The organism is Mycobacteriales bacterium, from assembly GCA_035533475.1.
Lineage (GTDB): Bacteria > Actinomycetota > Actinomycetes > DATLTS01 > DATLTS01 > DATLTS01.
The window spans coordinates 94,539-110,947 of record DATLTS010000035.1 but is presented as its reverse complement, the minus strand read 5'-3'; the positions used below and the strand labels follow the sequence as shown (position 1 = coordinate 110,947).

Annotated in this window: 17 protein-coding genes; 9 read left to right on the top strand and 8 right to left on the bottom strand. The window is 73.7% G+C overall.

Annotated elements, in window-relative coordinates:
- Nucleotides 1-43 precede the first annotated feature (43 nt).
- From VNG13_07935 to VNG13_07925, 3 genes are read right to left on the bottom strand one after another with little or no spacing between them, the layout of a single operon-like run.
- Entirely contained in the window at nt 44-523 is a 480-nt protein-coding gene (locus VNG13_07935; protein ID HVA60453.1) for a GNAT family N-acetyltransferase, read from the bottom strand.
- Nucleotides 520-1,740 (bottom strand): HRDC domain-containing protein, encoded by a 1,221-nt coding sequence (locus tag VNG13_07930; protein ID HVA60452.1) that lies wholly within the window; start codon nt 1,738-1,740, stop codon nt 520-522. The genes VNG13_07935 and VNG13_07930 overlap by 4 nt, the downstream gene beginning before the upstream one ends.
- A 37-nt stretch (nt 1,741-1,777) precedes the next feature.
- A complete protein-coding gene (locus VNG13_07925) occupies nt 1,778-2,452 on the bottom strand; it encodes a response regulator transcription factor (GenBank protein HVA60451.1) in 675 nt (224 codons plus the stop codon).
- A 270-nt stretch (nt 2,453-2,722) separates the two neighbouring features.
- Here VNG13_07925 and VNG13_07920 point away from each other — a divergent pair, with 270 nt between their 5' ends.
- Genes VNG13_07920 through VNG13_07910 form a run of 3 tightly spaced genes read left to right on the top strand, consistent with a single transcriptional unit; the run spans nt 2,723 to nt 6,871 of the window.
- On the top strand, nt 2,723-4,273 hold the full coding sequence (locus VNG13_07920) for a S8 family serine peptidase (GenBank protein HVA60450.1): 1,551 nt from the start codon (nt 2,723-2,725) through the stop codon (nt 4,271-4,273).
- Between the two features lies 1 nt (nt 4,274).
- On the top strand, nt 4,275-5,702 hold the full coding sequence (locus VNG13_07915; GenBank protein ID HVA60449.1) for a hypothetical protein: 1,428 nt from the start codon (nt 4,275-4,277) through the stop codon (nt 5,700-5,702).
- The gene (locus VNG13_07910; protein ID HVA60448.1) at nt 5,702-6,871 is read left to right on the top strand and encodes an ATP-binding protein; all 1,170 of its coding nucleotides are present in this window, start codon (nt 5,702-5,704) and stop codon (nt 6,869-6,871) included. The genes VNG13_07915 and VNG13_07910 overlap by 1 nt, the downstream gene beginning before the upstream one ends.
- Here the strand turns inward: VNG13_07910 and VNG13_07905 are convergent.
- A complete protein-coding gene (locus tag VNG13_07905; protein HVA60447.1) occupies nt 6,753-7,355 on the bottom strand; it encodes a DUF3000 domain-containing protein in 603 nt (200 codons plus the stop codon). The two genes, VNG13_07910 and VNG13_07905, sit on opposite strands and share 119 nt — an antisense overlap.
- A gap of 110 nt (nt 7,356-7,465) precedes the next feature.
- Between VNG13_07905 and VNG13_07900 the strand changes: the two genes are divergently transcribed.
- Nucleotides 7,466-8,302, top strand: coding sequence for an EamA family transporter (locus VNG13_07900; GenBank protein HVA60446.1), 837 nt, complete (start codon nt 7,466-7,468; stop codon nt 8,300-8,302).
- Nucleotides 8,303-8,312: 10 nt separating this feature from the next.
- Here the strand turns inward: VNG13_07900 and VNG13_07895 are convergent, their stop codons facing one another.
- Complete coding sequence (locus VNG13_07895) at nt 8,313-9,101, bottom strand: SIMPL domain-containing protein (GenBank protein ID HVA60445.1); 789 nt, start codon at nt 9,099-9,101, stop codon at nt 8,313-8,315.
- Nucleotides 9,102-9,233: 132 nt separating this feature from the next.
- On the opposite strand from VNG13_07895, the gene VNG13_07890 reads away from it, so the two are divergent.
- Entirely contained in the window at nt 9,234-10,940 is a 1,707-nt protein-coding gene (locus VNG13_07890) for a cellulase family glycosylhydrolase (GenBank protein ID HVA60444.1), read from the top strand.
- Here the strand turns inward: VNG13_07890 and VNG13_07885 are convergent.
- From VNG13_07885 to VNG13_07875, 3 genes are all read right to left on the bottom strand, one after another.
- Entirely contained in the window at nt 10,937-11,080 is a 144-nt protein-coding gene (locus tag VNG13_07885) for a hypothetical protein (GenBank protein HVA60443.1), read from the bottom strand. The genes VNG13_07890 and VNG13_07885 overlap by 4 nt on opposite strands.
- A gap of 93 nt (nt 11,081-11,173) precedes the next feature.
- Nucleotides 11,174-11,926 carry a methyltransferase domain-containing protein gene (locus VNG13_07880; protein ID HVA60442.1) on the bottom strand — a complete coding sequence of 251 codons (753 nt, stop codon included), beginning with the start codon at nt 11,924-11,926 and terminating at the stop codon, nt 11,174-11,176.
- A 33-nt stretch (nt 11,927-11,959) separates the two neighbouring features.
- Complete coding sequence (locus VNG13_07875; protein ID HVA60441.1) at nt 11,960-12,133, bottom strand: hypothetical protein; 174 nt, start codon at nt 12,131-12,133, stop codon at nt 11,960-11,962.
- Between the two features lie 151 nt (nt 12,134-12,284).
- Here VNG13_07875 and hemE point away from each other — a divergent pair, with 151 nt between their 5' ends.
- The 4 genes from hemE to hemQ all read left to right on the top strand — a co-directional run bounded on the left by hemE (nt 12,285) and on the right by hemQ (nt 16,355).
- Nucleotides 12,285-13,310, top strand: coding sequence for a uroporphyrinogen decarboxylase (gene hemE / locus VNG13_07870; protein ID HVA60440.1), 1,026 nt, complete (start codon nt 12,285-12,287; stop codon nt 13,308-13,310).
- Nucleotides 13,307-14,200 carry a ferrochelatase gene (gene hemH, locus VNG13_07865; protein HVA60439.1) on the top strand — a complete coding sequence of 298 codons (894 nt, stop codon included), beginning with the start codon at nt 13,307-13,309 and terminating at the stop codon, nt 14,198-14,200. The genes hemE and hemH overlap by 4 nt, the downstream gene beginning before the upstream one ends.
- Before the next feature lies 1 nt (nt 14,201).
- Nucleotides 14,202-15,575 (top strand): protoporphyrinogen oxidase, encoded by a 1,374-nt coding sequence (hemG, locus tag VNG13_07860; GenBank protein HVA60438.1) that lies wholly within the window; start codon nt 14,202-14,204, stop codon nt 15,573-15,575.
- 66 nt (nt 15,576-15,641) lie between these two features.
- Entirely contained in the window at nt 15,642-16,355 is a 714-nt protein-coding gene (hemQ, locus tag VNG13_07855; GenBank protein ID HVA60437.1) for a hydrogen peroxide-dependent heme synthase, read from the top strand.
- Nucleotides 16,356-16,409 lie beyond the last annotated feature (54 nt).

Genomic DNA, 16,409 nt, shown 5'->3' with positions numbered 1-16,409 from the left:
GGCGGCTGATATTACCCGTGGGTAACGGCGGCCGCCGGGCCGGTCAGCGGGGCAACGGCAGCCGGTAGTGAGCGAAGCCGTCCCGCTCCTCGTCGAGGGTGAACCCGAGCCCCTCGACCAGCCGGCGGGACGCCGTGTTCGTCAGCTTGACCTCGGCGAGCACCGCGGTCGCCTGCCGGTCCTCGGCCAGCCACCCCAGCAGCGCGGCCACCGCCTCCCGGGCGTAGCCGTGGCCCCGGGCCGGGCCGGCCAGGCCGTATCCGATCTCGACCGGGCCGCCGGGCTCGGGGGCGCCCTTGAGCCCGCATTCACCGATCACCGCTCCATCCGCGGGCCCGCACCGGATCAGCCAGGTCGGCCAGCCCAGCGAAAGCGCCGCCGACACCACGACCGCGGTGTCCGGATGCGGCCAGCCCGGGCCGCCGGGCACGGCGTCCCAGCGCCCGGCCGCGAGTGCGCGCGCGGTGGGGATGTCGAGCGGCTCGAGAACGCAGCGCTCGGTGTGGATGGCCGGCTGGTTCACCCGAGCGGATCGTCCATCTCCGGGGGCGGATCGAGAACCGCCGCCAGCGCGGCCGCGGTCAGCCGCACCTGCCAGTCCCGCGCCCGGCCGGCCCGGAGCACGGCCCCCACCGCATCCTCGGTGTGCAGGCCGGGCGGTTCCCACGCGAGCCGACGGACCAGGTCGGGGGCGAGCAGGTTCTCGGCGGGCATCCGGTGTTCCGCCGCCAGGGCGGCGACCGCGGCGCGGGCCCGGGTGAGCCGGGCGGCCGCGGCCGGGTCCTTCTCCGCCCACCGGCTGGTCGGGGGCGGCCCGTCCACCGCGAGGTTGACCGTCGGCAGGCTCGGCTCCGGGAGCTCACCGGCCGAACGGAGCGCCGCGAAGAACTGTCCAGCCAGCCGGCGGGTCGCCCGGCCACCCCACACCGGAAGCGCGGTGAGCGCATCCACCGACGCCGGCGCCTGGAGCACGGCCGCGATCAGGGCGGTGTCGGAGAGCAGCCGGCCGGGCGCGAGGTCGCGATCCCGGGCCATGTTCTCCCGCAGTTCCCACACCCCCCGCAGGGCGGCCAGCTGCCGGCGGGTTCGGAGCCGGTGGATGCCCGATGTGCGCCGCCAGGGGTCGACCCGCGACGGCGCGGGCGGCGCGGCGACGATCGCCGCGAACTCCTCGCGGGCCCAGCCGAGCTTCCCCTGCCGTTCGAGCTCCGCCGCGAGTGCGTCCCGAAGCTCGACGAGTACCTCTACGTCGAGGGCGGCGTAGACAAGCCACGCAGCCGGCAACGGCCGCTGTGACCAGTCGGAGGCCGAGTGGCCCTTCTCCAGGGTGAAACCGAGCAGCTCCTCGACGATGGCGCCCAGCCCGACGCGTTCGTATCCGGCCAACCGACCGGCCAGCTCGGTGTCGAAAATCAGCCGCGGGACCAGGCCCACGCCGGCCAGGCAGGGCAGGTCCTGGTTCGCTGCGTGGAGGATCCACTCCTCGTTAGAGATGATGGAACCGAGCGTGGAGAGGTCGGGACATCCGACCGGATCGATGAGTGCCGTACCGGCCCCGGCCCGGCGGATCTGGACGAGGTAGGCCTGCTGGCCGTAGCGATAGCCGGAGGCCCGCTCGGCGTCGACGGCGACCGGGCCGGTGCCGGCAGCGAAGGCCGCTACGGTCCGGGCCAAGGCGTCGGGTGACGCCACCACCGGGGGCACGCCGTCGCGCGGCTCGAGCAGGGGGAGTGCGCACACCCGACTACCGTAAGCGGCCGGGCGGGGAGTTGCGGGTCTAGCGGATGACGCCGGCCCGCATGGCGAGGGCGACCATCTCCGCCCGGTCACCGGTTCCAAGCTTGCGCGCGATCCGGGCCAGGTGGCTTTTCACAGTCAGCGCGGACAGGCCGAGGTCTTCGCCGATTTCCTTGTTCGAGCGTCCATCGGCGACCAGACGGAGCACCTCGACCTCGCGGCCGGACAGCTCGCTGACGCCTTCGGTGCTCGGGCCGCCCCGCAGGCCGGCGGCGAGCAGCGACGCGACGGAGGGGTCCGCGTACACGCCACCGTCGAGGACCCGGCGCACCCCGTCAGCCACGACGAGTGGTGACGCCGACTTGAGCAGGTAGCCCTGGGCGCCGGCGACGAACGCGGCACGCACCGAGTAGGGGTCGTCCGCGGCGGACAGGACGACGAGCCGGGCCCAGCCGTTGGCTCGAAGGTCCGCCAGCAGGTCGAGACCGGAGCCGTCCGGGAGGCCCACGTCGAGGATGCACAGGTCGCGGGGACCACCGGCGTGGGCACGCGCGCGGGCCTCGGCGACGCTCGCCGCTTCGACGACCTCGCGGGCGCCCATGGCCATCAGCCGGGCCACCATCGACTCGCGGACGAGCGGATGGTCGTCCACGACCATGGCGGAAAAGCCCAGTGACGCGCCCTGCTGCGGCGTGATCGGCCGCTCGGCGAGCATCGACACGGATCCTCCTCGGGCGCGGTCCGGCCCTTGCCGGGTCTCGGCCCTTACCGGGCCTCAGCCTGTGCATCGGCTGCGGCGCCGGCCGGCTGTAGCCCGTTTCCGTGCCGAACTGGGCCGCCTGGGCTAACCAGTCCGCGTGCGGTCGGCACTGCTCCGTGCGGATGAACCCGGTGCGCCGGCCGAAAGTCCAGCGCCGCTGCTGCCGAGGTATGCGAACAGAACGGAACACCCGCCTGGGCGGGCCCTGCGACGAAGGGATGACGGGTGCCCGACTCCCGACGCTCGGCAGCACTAGTGGCGGCGGTCGCCGCCGGCGCCCTCGCGCTGTCGGTGACGCCTGCCCTTGCCGTGGCACCAACCGGGCGCCCGGTCACCGCGGTCGTGGCGCTCGCCTCGACGCACCCGGTGACGGTGCCCGGCGTGCGGCTCCTGGCGAACTTGGTGCACGTCCAAAGCGAGGTCGTCAGCGGCACGCCCGACGCCCTCGCCCGGTTGGCCCACGCCCCCGGCGTGCTCGGCATCGCCGGGGACTCCCGCTTCGCGGTGCAGGGCCGCGGCCAGGACGGGTCGGGCGACGGTTCGGTGTTCGCGTCCGCCGGGCTCGGCGGCAGAGCCGGATCGCCGGAGGCGGGCACCGGTGTCAACGTCGCGGTCCTCGACACCGGCCTCACCGACACCCCCGCCCTGAACCGGGCCTCGGGTCAGGTGACCGACGGGGTCGACGTCTCGCAGCTGTTCAACGGGGGACAGGCGCAGACCAGCGGAACGTTCACCGATGGCTACGGGCACGGCACCTTCCTGTCCTCGCTGATCGCCGGGGGCCCCGCACCGGGAAGTCACGGTCAGGCCCTGGGCGTCGCGCCGGGAGCCCGGATCGTCGTGGTCAAGGTTGCCGACGACACCGGCACCACCTCGCTGTCCGAGGTGCTCGCCGGCCTGGACTGGGTGGCCGCCCACGCGCGGGCGATCCAAGTCGTCAACATCGCGCTCGCCCAGGTCCGGCCGATGGCACCGGACTACGGGGCCGATCCGTTGACCGCCGGGATCGAGCACGTGTTCGCCGCGGGGGTCCTGCCGGTCGTCGCCGTGGGCAACACGCCCGGTCAGGTCGGTGACCCGGGGGATGACGTCGCGGCGCTCACGGTCGGCGCCGCGGACACGACCGGCGAGGCGCCGCGGGTCGCCGACTTCTCCGGCTCGGGCCTGGTGGCCGGTGTGGCCAAACCAGACCTGGTCGCCTCCGGTGTCCACGTGCTCGGTGAGATGCCGGCGAACTCGGTGATCGCCGAGCAGAACCCGCAGGGCTGGCAACCGAGCGGCCTGTTCCGTGGGTCAGGCTCGAGCATGGCGACCGCGATCGCCAGCGGGGTCGCCGCCATCTTCTTCAGTGAGCACCGCGGCGCCAGCCCGCTCGAGGCCAAGGCGTCGCTGCGCCGCTCGGCCGACGCCATCTCCGGTCCTACCGCGGGGATCGCGGCTGGCGCCGGGTTGCTCGAGATCGCCGACCGGATGCTTAGCGCGGACGCCACCGACCAGTGGTCCGGCATGGCCGGCTTCGACTCCCAGCAGTGGCAGGGAAACGCCTGGCTGAATGGTTCGTGGGAGCAGTGGCTGGCCAGCGGGTGGTCGGGGCCGGCCTGGACGGCCTCGACCTGGTCCGCCTCCACCTGGTCGGCCTCCACCTGGTCGGCCTCCACCTGGTCCGCCTCCACCTGGTCCGCGTCGACCTGGTCGGCCTCGACCTGGTCGGCCTCCACCTGGTCCGCCTCGACCTGGTCGGCGTCGACCTGGTCCGACGAGTCGTGGGGAGGCTGAGGTGACCCCGACCCGCCGGGTCCGCACCGTCGGCACCCTCGCGTCCGTGGCGGCGGTGATCGTCGGCTTCCGGCTGGGCTATGGCCAGGTCGCCTGGTGGGGGCTGCCCCTGCTCGCCGGCGCCGTCGCCGGTTGCGAGATCGCCGTCGTGCACCTTGCCTTCGGCCGGCAACGCTGGACGTTCTCGCTCACCGAGGCGGCGCTGGCGGCCGCGTTCGTGCTCGACCCGGGCGGGTGGGTCATCGTCGCGGCCGCGCTCGGCATCGTCGTCGCACTCGCCGTGCGGCGCCAGCCCCGGCTCAAGTTCGAGTACAACGTCGCCCAGTTCTGCGCCGGCACTGCCCTGGCGGCCGCCACCTCCCATCTGGTGGGTGGCGGGGTCCCCGGCGGCATCGCCGGCATGGGGGTGTTCTGGCTCGTCAACAACCTGCTGATCGCCCACGCGGTCGCCGTGATGTCCAACCAGCGGTTGCTCCGGCTGCTCTGGGAATCCGCCCCGCTTTCCGCGGTGCACTCCTCCGGCACGTCCAGCCTCGGGGTGCTGGGCGCCTGGCTGCTCCTCCACGCCCCATTCGGGGTCGCCGGGCTGATCGTCCCGCTCCTGCTGCTCTGGCTCTCCTACGACGAGCAGACCTCCAGGGCCGCCGAAGCGCGGCTGTTCGCCGAGCTCGCCCGCCTCCAGGAGCAGGCCGCCGGGCGCTCGACGGACAGCTCGGCCCTGGTCGTCCTCACCGCCGCCGCGCGACTGTTCGGGGGCGCTGACGTCGAGATGGTGCTGGTGGGGGCGGACGGCCCGATCCGCTTCACCGGTGACGAGCACGGGATCGCCCGCCGGCGGGTCGACCCGGAGGCGTTCGACTCGCCATGGGTCCTCCAGGCGCTCGGCGCCGGCGGGGTGCGGACCGGCCACGTCGAGGGGCGCCCGTACTGCTCGGCGGTGCTCGGCGACAGCGGCTCACCGCTGGCCGTTCTGATCGCCCGCCGGCCGGCCGGCGCGGCCGGCTTCGGGCGGCGCGAGATCATGCTCGCCCAGGTCCTCGTGCGGCAAGCCGAATCCTGGCTGTCGCTGGCCGAACTGACCGCCTCCCGGGCCGAGGCGCTGGAGAAGGCGGAGGCGGCGGAAGGCGCGGCCCGGGCCCTCGGTGACATCGGGGCGCACACCGCACCGAGCCTCGCGGTGCTCCGCGAGACCACGTCCCGGCTGGCCCGGCTGGCCGCCACCGAACCCGATCAGGTCACCGACATCGTGGATGAGCTGCACGCCGTGGAACGGGCCGTCGCCTCGCTCCTCGGGGCGATCGCGATCGCCGCGGACCCGGAGCTGGCGCGGCTCACCGGGACCGCCGCCGACGACGGACCGCTCGATCTGCGGACCCCGGAGCACTGGACCACGACGGGCATCCTCGCGGAGGCGAACCTCTCGCTGTGATGCCCTGGCGCCGATCCACCTCGGGCCTCCCACTGCCGTTGCTGGCGGGTGGTGGGGCGTTCTTCGGTTGCGCGGCCGCCGTCGGCGTGGCGATGGCCGTCAGCGGGGCGCCGTCGCGTCCGGCGGCTTTCCTGGCCGGCTTCGCGGTGGCCGCGGTGGCTGGCGCGCTTGCCGCGTTCGCCGCGACCCGCTACACCCGGGGCCTGCGCGTGCTGCGCGCGCAGGCGATCCGCCGGTTGCACGACCCGAGCGGCTCGACCTCGACCGGTTCGCTGTCCGTCCGCTCCAGCTCCGAGGTCAACGAACTGGCCCGCACCCTCGAGGCGCTGCATCTTCGGGTCCGCGTCGCCGACGAGGTCGCGGAGCGCCACCGTCGATCCGCACAAACGGCAAGCATCGGCATGTTCGAGCTTCTCTCGGGGCTCGTCGCGGCCGAAGAAGGCGCTCGCGGGCAACTCGCCGCCGAGCTGCACGACACCGTCGCGCAGACCTTGTCGCTGGCCCGATCGCATCTTTCCGGCGCCGAAACCCCGCAGGAGATCGCTGCTGCCGGGGACTTCGTCGCGGAGGCCGAGGATCAGGTCCGGGCGGTGATGGCCCGGACCCGCCCACCGGCGCTGCGTGACGACGACCTGGCGCAGGCCGTCGGCGCGCTGCGCGACGATCTGCTCACCAGGTACGGGCTCACGGTTCGGATCGCCTGGCCCGCGGAGGCGCACCCCCTGCCGCTGGTCACCGCGGTCACCGTCTACCGGTTCTTCCAGGAGGCGCTCCTGAACGTCGTGAAACACGCCGATGTCGACGAGGCGCAGGCTGCGCTGTTCGTCGATCGCGAGGGGGTCACCGCGGCGGTGTCCGACGCCGGGCCGGGATTCGATCCCGACCAGGTACGGCCCGTCCGCGGCCGGCACGTGGGGCTCGGGTTGCTCCGCGAACGGGCCCGACTGGCCGGTGGCTCACTCGACGTGACGTCCTGGCCGCACGACGGAACCACCTTGACCCTCCGGCTGCCCCTCGGTCCGGCGGGCCACGGAACCGACCTGCCGCAGGCTACCCCCGGGCGCGAGCTCGCGGATGGCGGGCACGTCGGGTGGGCGGGATCGCCACCACACCAGGCGTCGTCGGTGGAAGCCCGGCCGCAGAGCACAGCAGCTCCGCAAAGGCTCTGAGGTGTGGGGCCAAGTCCTCGCCGACCGGCGACCATGAGGCCCGGATCTCGACCTCGGCCGCCTCGGGTTGGCTGACCAGCGTTCCGAACCGCTCCGACGCGACCCGGGTGACCGTGCCGCCGGCGGCCGCGTGCTCCGCCCCGGCCCCGGTCAACGCGTCGAGTAGCCAGCTCCAACCGACGGCAGGCAGCAGCGGGTCGGCGCCCATGTGCGGGTCCAGCGGCGCGTGCGCGAACGCGACGATCCGAGTCTCACCCTCCCAGGCATCCTGGCCCTCGGGGTCGTGCAGGACGACCAGGCGCCCGGTGGCCAGCTCCGTCCCGTCGAGCGCGACCTCCGCGGAGAGCGCCACCGCGAACGGCGCCAGCCGTTGCGGGGCCGGCGCCTCGCCGACCGTCACCTCGGGCCGCAGGTCGGCCGCCCGCAGGCCGGCCACCGCGCGGGCGAAGCCCGGGGGCAGCGCTGGGGGTCGGGGCGGGGGCACAACCGAAGGGTAAGCGCGGGCGGCGTCCGCCGGAGCGGGATGACACGCCCTCGGGCTCTTCCGGCCGTATCCGGTCGTAGGCGGTCGTAGGCGGTCGTAGGGTCACGCCGATGACCGCCCTGCTCGCCCTGCTCTCGAGTGGGCTGTGGGGGTTGTCGGACTTCCTCGGCGGCACCGTGTCGCGGCGGATGCCCCCGCTGGTAGTCGTCGGCGTTTCGCAACTGGTTGCGCTCGTCCTGCTCCTGCCGATCGCGGCCGGCACCGGCGGGTTCCACGCCCGCGGGTACGCGCTCGACGCGGCGCTCGCCGGGCTGGCCGGCCTGGTGGGGCTGGCCGCGTTCTACCGGGCGCTCGCGACCGGGACGATGGGGGTGGTGGCGCCGATCGCGGCCCTCTCGGTCGCCGTGCCGGTGCTCGTCGGCGTGCTCGGCGGCCACGCGCCGGGAGAAGTCCAGGCGGCGGGGTTGGCCACTGCCGTGGCCGGCGTGGTGTTGGCCAGCGGGCCAAGCGCCGCCAGGCCGGGGGGGCTGCGGCCGCTCGGCCTGGCCCTGCTGGCGGCGCTGGGCTTCGGGGTCACGATCGTGTTCATCGCGCGCGGCAGTCGGGGGAGCGTCGTGATGACACTGCTCGTGATGCGCGCGACCGGGGTTTCGCTGCTTACCCTCGCCGCGCTCGCCTTGCGCCACTCGCCACGGGTCGGCCGGTCGGATGTCCCGGTGCTGGCGGCGACCGGCATAGCCGACGTGTGCGCCAACGCCTGCTACGCCGTCGCCTCGACGCGGGGGCTGCTGGCCGTCGTCGCCGTGCTGGCCTCCCTGTATCCCGCGGTGACCGTGCTGCTGGCCCGCCGTTTCCACCACGAGGCGCTGCGGCCGGTGCAAGGGGCCGGCGTGGCGGCCGCGCTGGTCGGGATCGCCCTGATCGCGGCGGGTGGCGGGACCCGCTGATCGGGCTCCGCTACAGCAACCCGTACACGACGGTGACGGTGATGCTCAGGTTCTGGCTGCCCGGCTGGATCGGCACCGCCGACGACGCCGCCGCCCCTGCGTTGTACTGGCCCAAGCCGACCGATTGCGGGTAGGGCGTCGCCACCACCTCGGAGATGCTCTCCACCGGGCCCAACGTCCGGCCGGCGAGCTGCGCGTACTGGGCCGCCTTCCCGTGCGCGTCCTGGAACGCCGCCTCGCGGGCGACGGCGAGCAGGCCGCTGTCCTGCTCGATGTCGAGGGAGAGGTTGTCGACCCTCACCGCAGGACCACCGGCGGCCACGGCATCCCCGATCGTGCGTCCGGCGTTGCGCAGCGAACGCAGCTGGGCGGTGATCGACTCGGTCACCTCGTAGCCGATGACGTTCCCGTGACTGTCGTAGCTCGGGTTGAGCGACAGCCCGGAGGTGGCGAGATCCCGGCTGGACACGCCGTCATGCGCCAGCGCCGCCTGGACCGCGCCGGCCGCCCCGTTCGCCGTGTCCAGCGCCTCCCCGACGCTGCTCCGGGTCACGTCGACGTGCATCTGAAGGTTCGCCGTGTCCGGCGTGCCGGACGCCAGCCCCACGCCGGTCACGGTGATCCCGGCGGGGATCGTGGTGCCAGAGCCGGCTCCGGTGAAACCGGCCGGCGCGATGGCCGGCTGGTTGGTGCCCAGCGGTTTGGTCCGGGCGGGGGCGCCGCCCCCGCCGCCGCAGCCGGCAGCCAAGGTGATCAATGCGGCCCCGGCAACGACCGGAGCCAGCAGGCGAGACGACATCGAACCTCCCGGATTTGCGCGCGGCCCGCGGCCGTGTCATGGGTTGGACGCGCGCGCCCGCCGATCGGTTCTCCGCCCCGGTCGGGCGGTAGCCTCGGCCCCTTCCGCGTGCATCCGGGATCCGAGGTCGTCGTGGGCAGATCGAGGTCCTACCGTCGCCGGCTGCTGGCGGTCGCCGTGGCCGGGCTGATCGCAGCGGCCGGCCCGGCGGCGGAGGCCGGTGCCCTGGCCGGGGTCGCCCCGCCGGCCCGGCTGCCCGCACTGTCGGTCCTGGGTCACCAAGGCCGCTGGGTCACCGACGCGCAGGGCCGTGTGGTGATCGTCCACGGTTTCAACGTCGTGGTGAAACGGGCGCCGTACGAGCCGGCCGGGACCGGCTTCGGCGCGGACGACGCGGCCTTCCTGGCCGCGCACGGCTTCACCGCGGTCCGCCTGGGGGTGCTCCTCGAAGGGCTGGAACCGCAGCCGGGGGTGTATGACGCGAGCTATCTGGCGAGCATCGCCAGCACGGTTCGCCTGCTGGCCGGGTACGGCATTCGCAGCCTGCTCGACTTCCACCAGGACCTGTACAACCAGCGGTTCCAGGGCGAAGGGCTGCCGGCGTGGATGGTGCTGGACGACGGGCTGCCGGCCGAGCCGCAGGCCGGGTTCCCGGGCGACTATTTCGTCATGCCCGGGCTCAACCGGGCTTTCGACAATTTCTGGGCGAACGCGGCCGGTCCCGGTGGGGTCGGCCTGCAGGACCGGTACGCGGCGGCATGGGCCCACCTGGCGACCGCGTTCCGCGGCGACCCAGCCGTACTCGGCTACGACCTTTTCAACGAACCCTGGCCCGGTTCGGTCTGGCCCGGTTGTTTCCCGCCGGCCGGCTGCCCGGTGTTCGACCGCACCGTGCTGGCTCCCTTCTCCGCGAAGGTGATCGCGGCGATCCACAAGGTCGACCCCACCCATCTGGCCTTCTACGAGCCGGCGTTGCCGTTCGACTACAGCGCCCCCACATACCTCGGGAAGGTCGGCGACGCCCGGAGCGGCTTCGGCTTCCATGCCTACTGCCTCGCCGCGGTCGGCGCGCCGGAGACCCCGCCGACCCGATCGTTGTGCAACCAGGTGGAATCCAGCACCGTCGGCAACGCGCTGTCACAGGCGGGCACCAGCGGGGACGCCCTCCTCCTCACCGAGTTCGGGGCGACGACCGATGTCGCCGAGCTCGACGAGGTGGTCGGCCTCGCCGACGCGCACAGCGTCCCGTGGCTCGAATGGGCGTACTGCGCCTGCGGTGACCCGACCGGCGCCGGGTCCGCCGAGGCGCTGGTCTACGACCCGCAAAAGCCACCGATCGGCGCCAACGTCGACCAGACGACTCTCCGAGCCCTCGACGAGCCCTACCCGCAGGCCGTCGCCGGGACGCCGCTCGGGTACCACTTCGATCCGGTCAGCGCGACTTTCACCCTCCGCTACGTGGCTGGCCGCCCTGGCGGCGGCAGGTATCCGCCCGGTACCACCACAACCGTCTACGTCCCCGCGTTGCAGTACCCGCACGGGTACCGGACCCGGGTGAGCGGCGCCCGCGTCGTGTCGGCGCCCGGGGCGAGCTCACTGGCCCTGACCATCGAACCGGGCGCGGCCGTCGTGACGTTGACCATCACCCCTGGCGGGACCCGGGCCGCGACCGGATCGGGGTCGGGCGCCCACGCACCCGGCTCGGACGCCGGTGCGGTCGCGGGCGGGGCGACGCTGGCCGCCACCGGAGCGCCGTCCGGCCTGGCGTGGGCCGGGTTGGTGGTCGGGGTGGCCGGCCTGTTGCTTCGGCGACGACGTCGCCGGGTCGGCTCCCGCTAACGGCTGCCCTTGCCGTTGCCGTTGCCCTCGCCGTTGCCGTTGCCCTCGCCTCGCCCGCGGGCCCTCGCCGGCGCCGAGTGGGCGGTTGTGTTGATCGCCCACTCGTCGAGTGGGCGCTTTGCCTCGGGCAGATCGCCCACTCGGCGCTCGATCCAGCCGCCGGCGACGGGACGGCCCCACTCGATGCGCTCGATCAGCCGCCGGCGACGGGACGGCCCGGCCCGCCGGGCCCGTCAGCCGCGCCGGGCGGTGATGTTGAGCCGCAGGTAGTCGATGACCGGCTCCGGCATCGCCGCGGCGACCGCCCGGACGAATGGTTGTCGGTCCGCCGGCGGGAGCCCGGCGAGGTGCTCGCGCAGGCAGACCGTCTCGAGGAAGCCCTCCAGTGCCTCGCCCGGGTCGAACCGGGTTGGCTCCGGATGGGTCCACACCTCCAGGTCCACGAAGCCGGCAGCGGCAAGCCGGCGGCGGGTTGTCGCCACCGAGGCGTACTCCCAGGTCCCCACGCGCTCGACGCCTATCGACCGGATCGCCGCCAACAACCCGTCGATGTTGCCTTCCGCTCCGCATTGGGCAATCAGTGACCCGCCGGGGCGGAGTACTGATGCGAGGTTGGCGAACAGCCGGTCATGGTCGGTCACCCAATGGAACGTCGCGGTCGAGAACACTGCGTCCACCGGAGCATCCGGCTCCAATGTGGCCGGCGTGAGGTCAAGCAGGTCCGCCTCGACGAGGCGCAGCCGATCGCCAGCCGGGGCCAGCCGCCGGCCGGCTTCGGCGAGCATCTCCGCGGAGGCGTCGAGGGCCACCACCCGCCCGCGGGGGAGCCGGGCAAGGAGGCGTTCGGTCACCCGGCCGGTGCCGCATCCGGCGTCGAGCACGGTCTCGTCGCCGGCGAGAGGCAGCCGGTCGAGAACCGCGGCCCCCCACCTGGTCTGCGGGCCCGCCACCCGGTCATATCCGGGCGCGTCCCATTCCCGCGTCACTGGCTCGTGCTCCCGGCGGACCGGCCGGTCGGATCAGGCGGCGGCAGAGCGCCGGGCTGGTGCCTGATCGGCGAACCAACCCACGAACACGGCATGCCCGCACTCGACGCAGGACCACTCGGGGCAGTCCGAGTGCCCGTCAAGACACGGCGGCTGCTCGAACTCGCGCTCGTCGCGGCAGGCCGGGCAGTAGCGGTTTCGCGTCATGCCCTGACGGTGACACGCGGCCCCGACAATTCCGGGGAACCGGGCCCCGGCGTGTCGAGGGCCGACCTGGGGGAGCGGCGCGCCGGGGATGGACCGGCCCGGGCACCCGTCACGGTCAGCGGAACATCGGGCGCGGTCCTGACGTGGGAACATCGATGTCGTGCCCAGTTCGTTTCTCGCTGCCGCGCGCCGTGAACCGGTCGACCACACCCCGGTGTGGTTCATGCGGCAGGCCGGCCGTTCGCTGCCGGAGTACCGGGCCCTGCGTGAGGGCGTGCCGATGCTCCAGGCCTGCCTGCGCGCGGACTTGATCATGGAGATCACCCTTCAGCCGGTTCGCCGCTACCCGGTGGACGCCGCGATCCTTTTCAGCGACATCGTGTTACCGCTGCGGGCCGCCGGAGTCGACCTCGACATCGCCCCCGGCGTCGGCCCGGTCGTCGCCGACCCCGTCCGCGACGCGACCGACGTGGCCGCGCTGCCCGAACTGGACCCGGCAGCGCTGGCCCCGGTGTCCACCGCGGTGGGGGGGCTGGTCGGCGAGCTGTCCGGCACACCGTTGATCGGGTTCGCCGGCGGCCCGTTCACCCTGGCGAGCTACCTGGTCGAGGGGGGCCCATCGCGCACCCACGACCGGACAAAGGCGCTGATGTATGGAGACGAGGCCACCTGGCATGAGCTTTGCCGGCGGCTGGTGACCCTGACCTCGACGTTCCTGCGGGTCCAGATCGACGCCGGCGCATCGGCGATCCAGCTGTTCGACTCGTGGGTCGGTGCGCTGGCCGCGGAAGATTACGAACGCTACGTGCTCCCGCACAGCGCGGCGATCCTCGCCGCCGTCGCGGACGTCCCGCGGATCCATTTCGGTGTCGGCACCGGGGAGCTGCTCGGCTTGCTCGGCCGGGCGGGGGCCGACGTCGTCGGGGTCGACTGGCGGGTCCCGCTCGACGAGGCGGCGAAGCGGATCGGTCCGGGCCGGGCGGTGCAGGGCAATCTCGACCCGGCGGTGCTGTTCGCGCCGTGGCCGGTGATCGAGGCCCGGGTGCGAGACACGCTGGCGGTCGGCCGGAGGGCCGAGGGTCACATCTTCAATCTCGGACACGGGGTCCACCCCGACACCGACCCGGACCGGCTGGCCCGGGTCGTCGAACTGGTTCACCGGGAGTCCGCCCGGTGAGCGTCGGCGTTCTCGCCATGGCCTACGGAACCCCGCGCGACCGGGCCGACATCGCCGCCTATTACACCGACATCCGCCGCGGAGCCCCGCCGCCGGGCGACCTGCTCGCGGCCCTGGTCGCCCGCTACGACGCGATCGGCGGCACATTCCCGCTGCGGGCGGCGACCGAGGCCCAGTGCGCGGCATTGCAGGCCGAGCTCGACCGCCGTCGCCCGGCGGGATTCCGGGTAAGTCTCGGCTGCAAGCATTCCGATCCGCGCGTGGAGGACGGGGTCGCGGGGCTGGCCGCGGCCGGGGTCGACCGGATGGTCGGTGTGGTGCTCGCCCCCCACTACTCGGCGTACTCGGTCGGCCAGTATGCCGACCGGGCGGCCGCGGCCGCGCGCATGCACGGGCTCGACGTGACGACCATTCCGTCGTGGCACCTGCTGCCGGCCTACCTCGATTTTCTCGCGGCCGCGGTCCGGGAGGCGCTGGCCGGGCTCCCGCCGGGTGCGGAGGTCGTGTTCACGGCGCACTCCCTGCCGGCCCGGATCGCCGACAGCGGCGACCTCTACCCGGGGCAGCTGGCGGAGACGGCCGCCGCAGTCGCCGAGCGGGCCGGCTTGGCGAGCTGGTCGGTGGGGTGGCAGTCGGCTGGTCGCACCGCTGAAGCCTGGCTGGGGCCGGACATCCTAGCGGTCGTCCGGGACCGGGCCGTCCAGGGCGCCCCCGGCCTCCTCACCTGCCCATGCGGATTCGTCAGCGATCATCTGGAGGTCGCCTACGACCTGGACATAGAGGCCGCGGGGCTGGCCGCAGAGCTCGGGCTGCCCTTCGCCCGGACCCACACGGTGGGTACCGACCCAGGAGTCATCGCCGGGTTGGCCGACCTCGTGCTCGCCCGCTGACGTGCCACGACCGCACGTCGTCGTCGTGGGCGGCGGGATCAGCGGGCTGGCCGCGGCCTGGGAGCTGCGGGCCGATGCGGCGGTCACGGTCGTCGAAGCCAGCGGGCGGCTCGGCGGGAAGCTTGCGACGTCCGAGGTCGCCGGCCGGGCGGTCGACGAGGGGGCAGAGTCGTTCCTTGCCCGGGTGCCGGACGCGGTGGGGCTGGTCCGCGAACTCGGGCTGGGCGACCGACTCGCCTACCCGGCAACCGCGTCGGCGTGGGTGTGGACCCGCGGCCGGCTTCGGGCGTTGCCGGCCCGCACCCTGCTCGGTGTCCCCGCCGATCTGCGCACCCTGGGCCGCAGCCGCGTTCTGTCGTGGCCCGGTCTGTTGCGCGCCATGGCCGATCTAGGTCGAACCGGTGGGCGGTTCGGGGCGGATCAGGCGGTGGGGGCGTTCGTCGGGCGCAGGCTGGGCCGCGAGGTGGTCGAGCGGCTGGTTGACCCGCTGCTCGGCGGCGTCTACGCCGGTCGGGCCGACGAGCTGTCGGTCGCGGCGACGATGCCCGCGCTCGCCGCGGCGGCCGCTCGGGGCGGATCGCTGGTCCGGGCGGCTCGCCGCGGCCTGGCCGCCGCCCCGTCCGCCGGTCCCGTGTTCGCAACCCTCGCCGGCGGGCTGGGTGCCCTGCCGACGGTGCTGGGCGCCCGGCTCGCGGCCGAGGGGGTCGTCGTGCGCACCGGGCACCCGGTCCGGGAGCTGGCCCGCACGAGCGACGGTGGCTGGCGACTTGTGCTCGGTGACGGCACGGCCGGGGGGGAGCGACTGGACGCCGACGCCGTGATCCTCGCGCTTCCGGCGGCTCCGGCGGCACGCCTGTTACGCCCCCTCTTCCCCTCGGTGGCGGCGGGCGTGGCAGGCATCGACTACGCCAGCGTCGCGATCGTCACCCTCGCCTATCCCAAGGGGGCCGCCGCGCGGGCCACCGGAAGCGGCTTCCTGGTGCCGGCAGTCGACCACCGCCTGATCAAGGCGGCGACGTTCGCCTCGGCGAAATGGGCGCATCTAGCGGGCGAGCTGGCCGTGATCCGATGCTCGGTGGGCCGCTACGGCGACGTCGGCGATCTTCAGCGCGACGACGCCGATCTCGTCGCCGGGGCCGCGGACGATCTGGCCGCTGCGATCGGGGCATCCCGGCCGGTCGAGAGCCGGGTCAGCCGCTGGGGCGGGGCTCTCCCGCAGTACACCGTGGGTCACCTGGACCGGGTGACGCGGATCCGAGCCGGTTTAGCGGGGCTATCCGGTATCGCTGTGTGCGGGGCGGCCTATGACGGGGTCGGGATCGCGGCCTGCATCCGTTCCGGCCGGTCCGCCGGACGGGCCGTCATGCCCCGCTGACCGCTGACCGCTGGCCGCCGGGGACCGGCGCCCGACGCCTCCGTGCACGCACGCGACAATGTCCCCATGGCAGCTACCCGACAAGCGAAAACCGCCCGGGAGCTCAACGACGAGTTGCGCTACACCATGTATGCGGTGTTCCGGGCGCGCACTGATACTGGCCGCCTCGGCGACGCGGCTCGCGATGGCGTGAGCGACGAGGTGGCGCAGCTGCTCGAACAGTGCGCGACCAAGGACATCGTGACCCGCGGCAGCTACGACGTAGCCGGCTACCGGGCGGACGCAGACTACCTGTTCTGGTGGACCGCCCCGGGACCGGACGAACTCCAGGAGGTGTACGGCCGGTTCCGGCAGACCGCACTCGGCCGGGCCAGCGAGGCGGTGTGGTCGGTGATGGCGTTGCACCGGCCCGCCGAGTTCAACAAGGGCCACATCCCGGCGTTCCTCCGCGATGAGGAGCCACGGCGCTACCTGTGCGTGTATCCGTTCGTCCGCTCCTACGACTGGTACCTGCTCGACCCCGCGGAGCGTCAGGAAATGCTTGCGGAGCACGGGAAGATGGCCCGCGAGTACCCGGACGTCCGGGCGAACACCGTGGCCTGTTTCGCGCTCAACGACTACGAGTGGATGCTCGCTTTCGAAGCGGACGAGCTGCACCGGATCGTCGACCTCATGCGCCACCTGCGGGGGGCCCGGGCCCGGATCCACACCAGGATCGAGGTTCCCTTCTACACCGGGGTGCGCAAGCCGCTACGCGATCTCGTCGCCGCCTTGCCATAGCTTCAACGGCGCCGCCGGCGCCCCAGCAGGCGCCGGCGGGAATCGGTCCGTCTG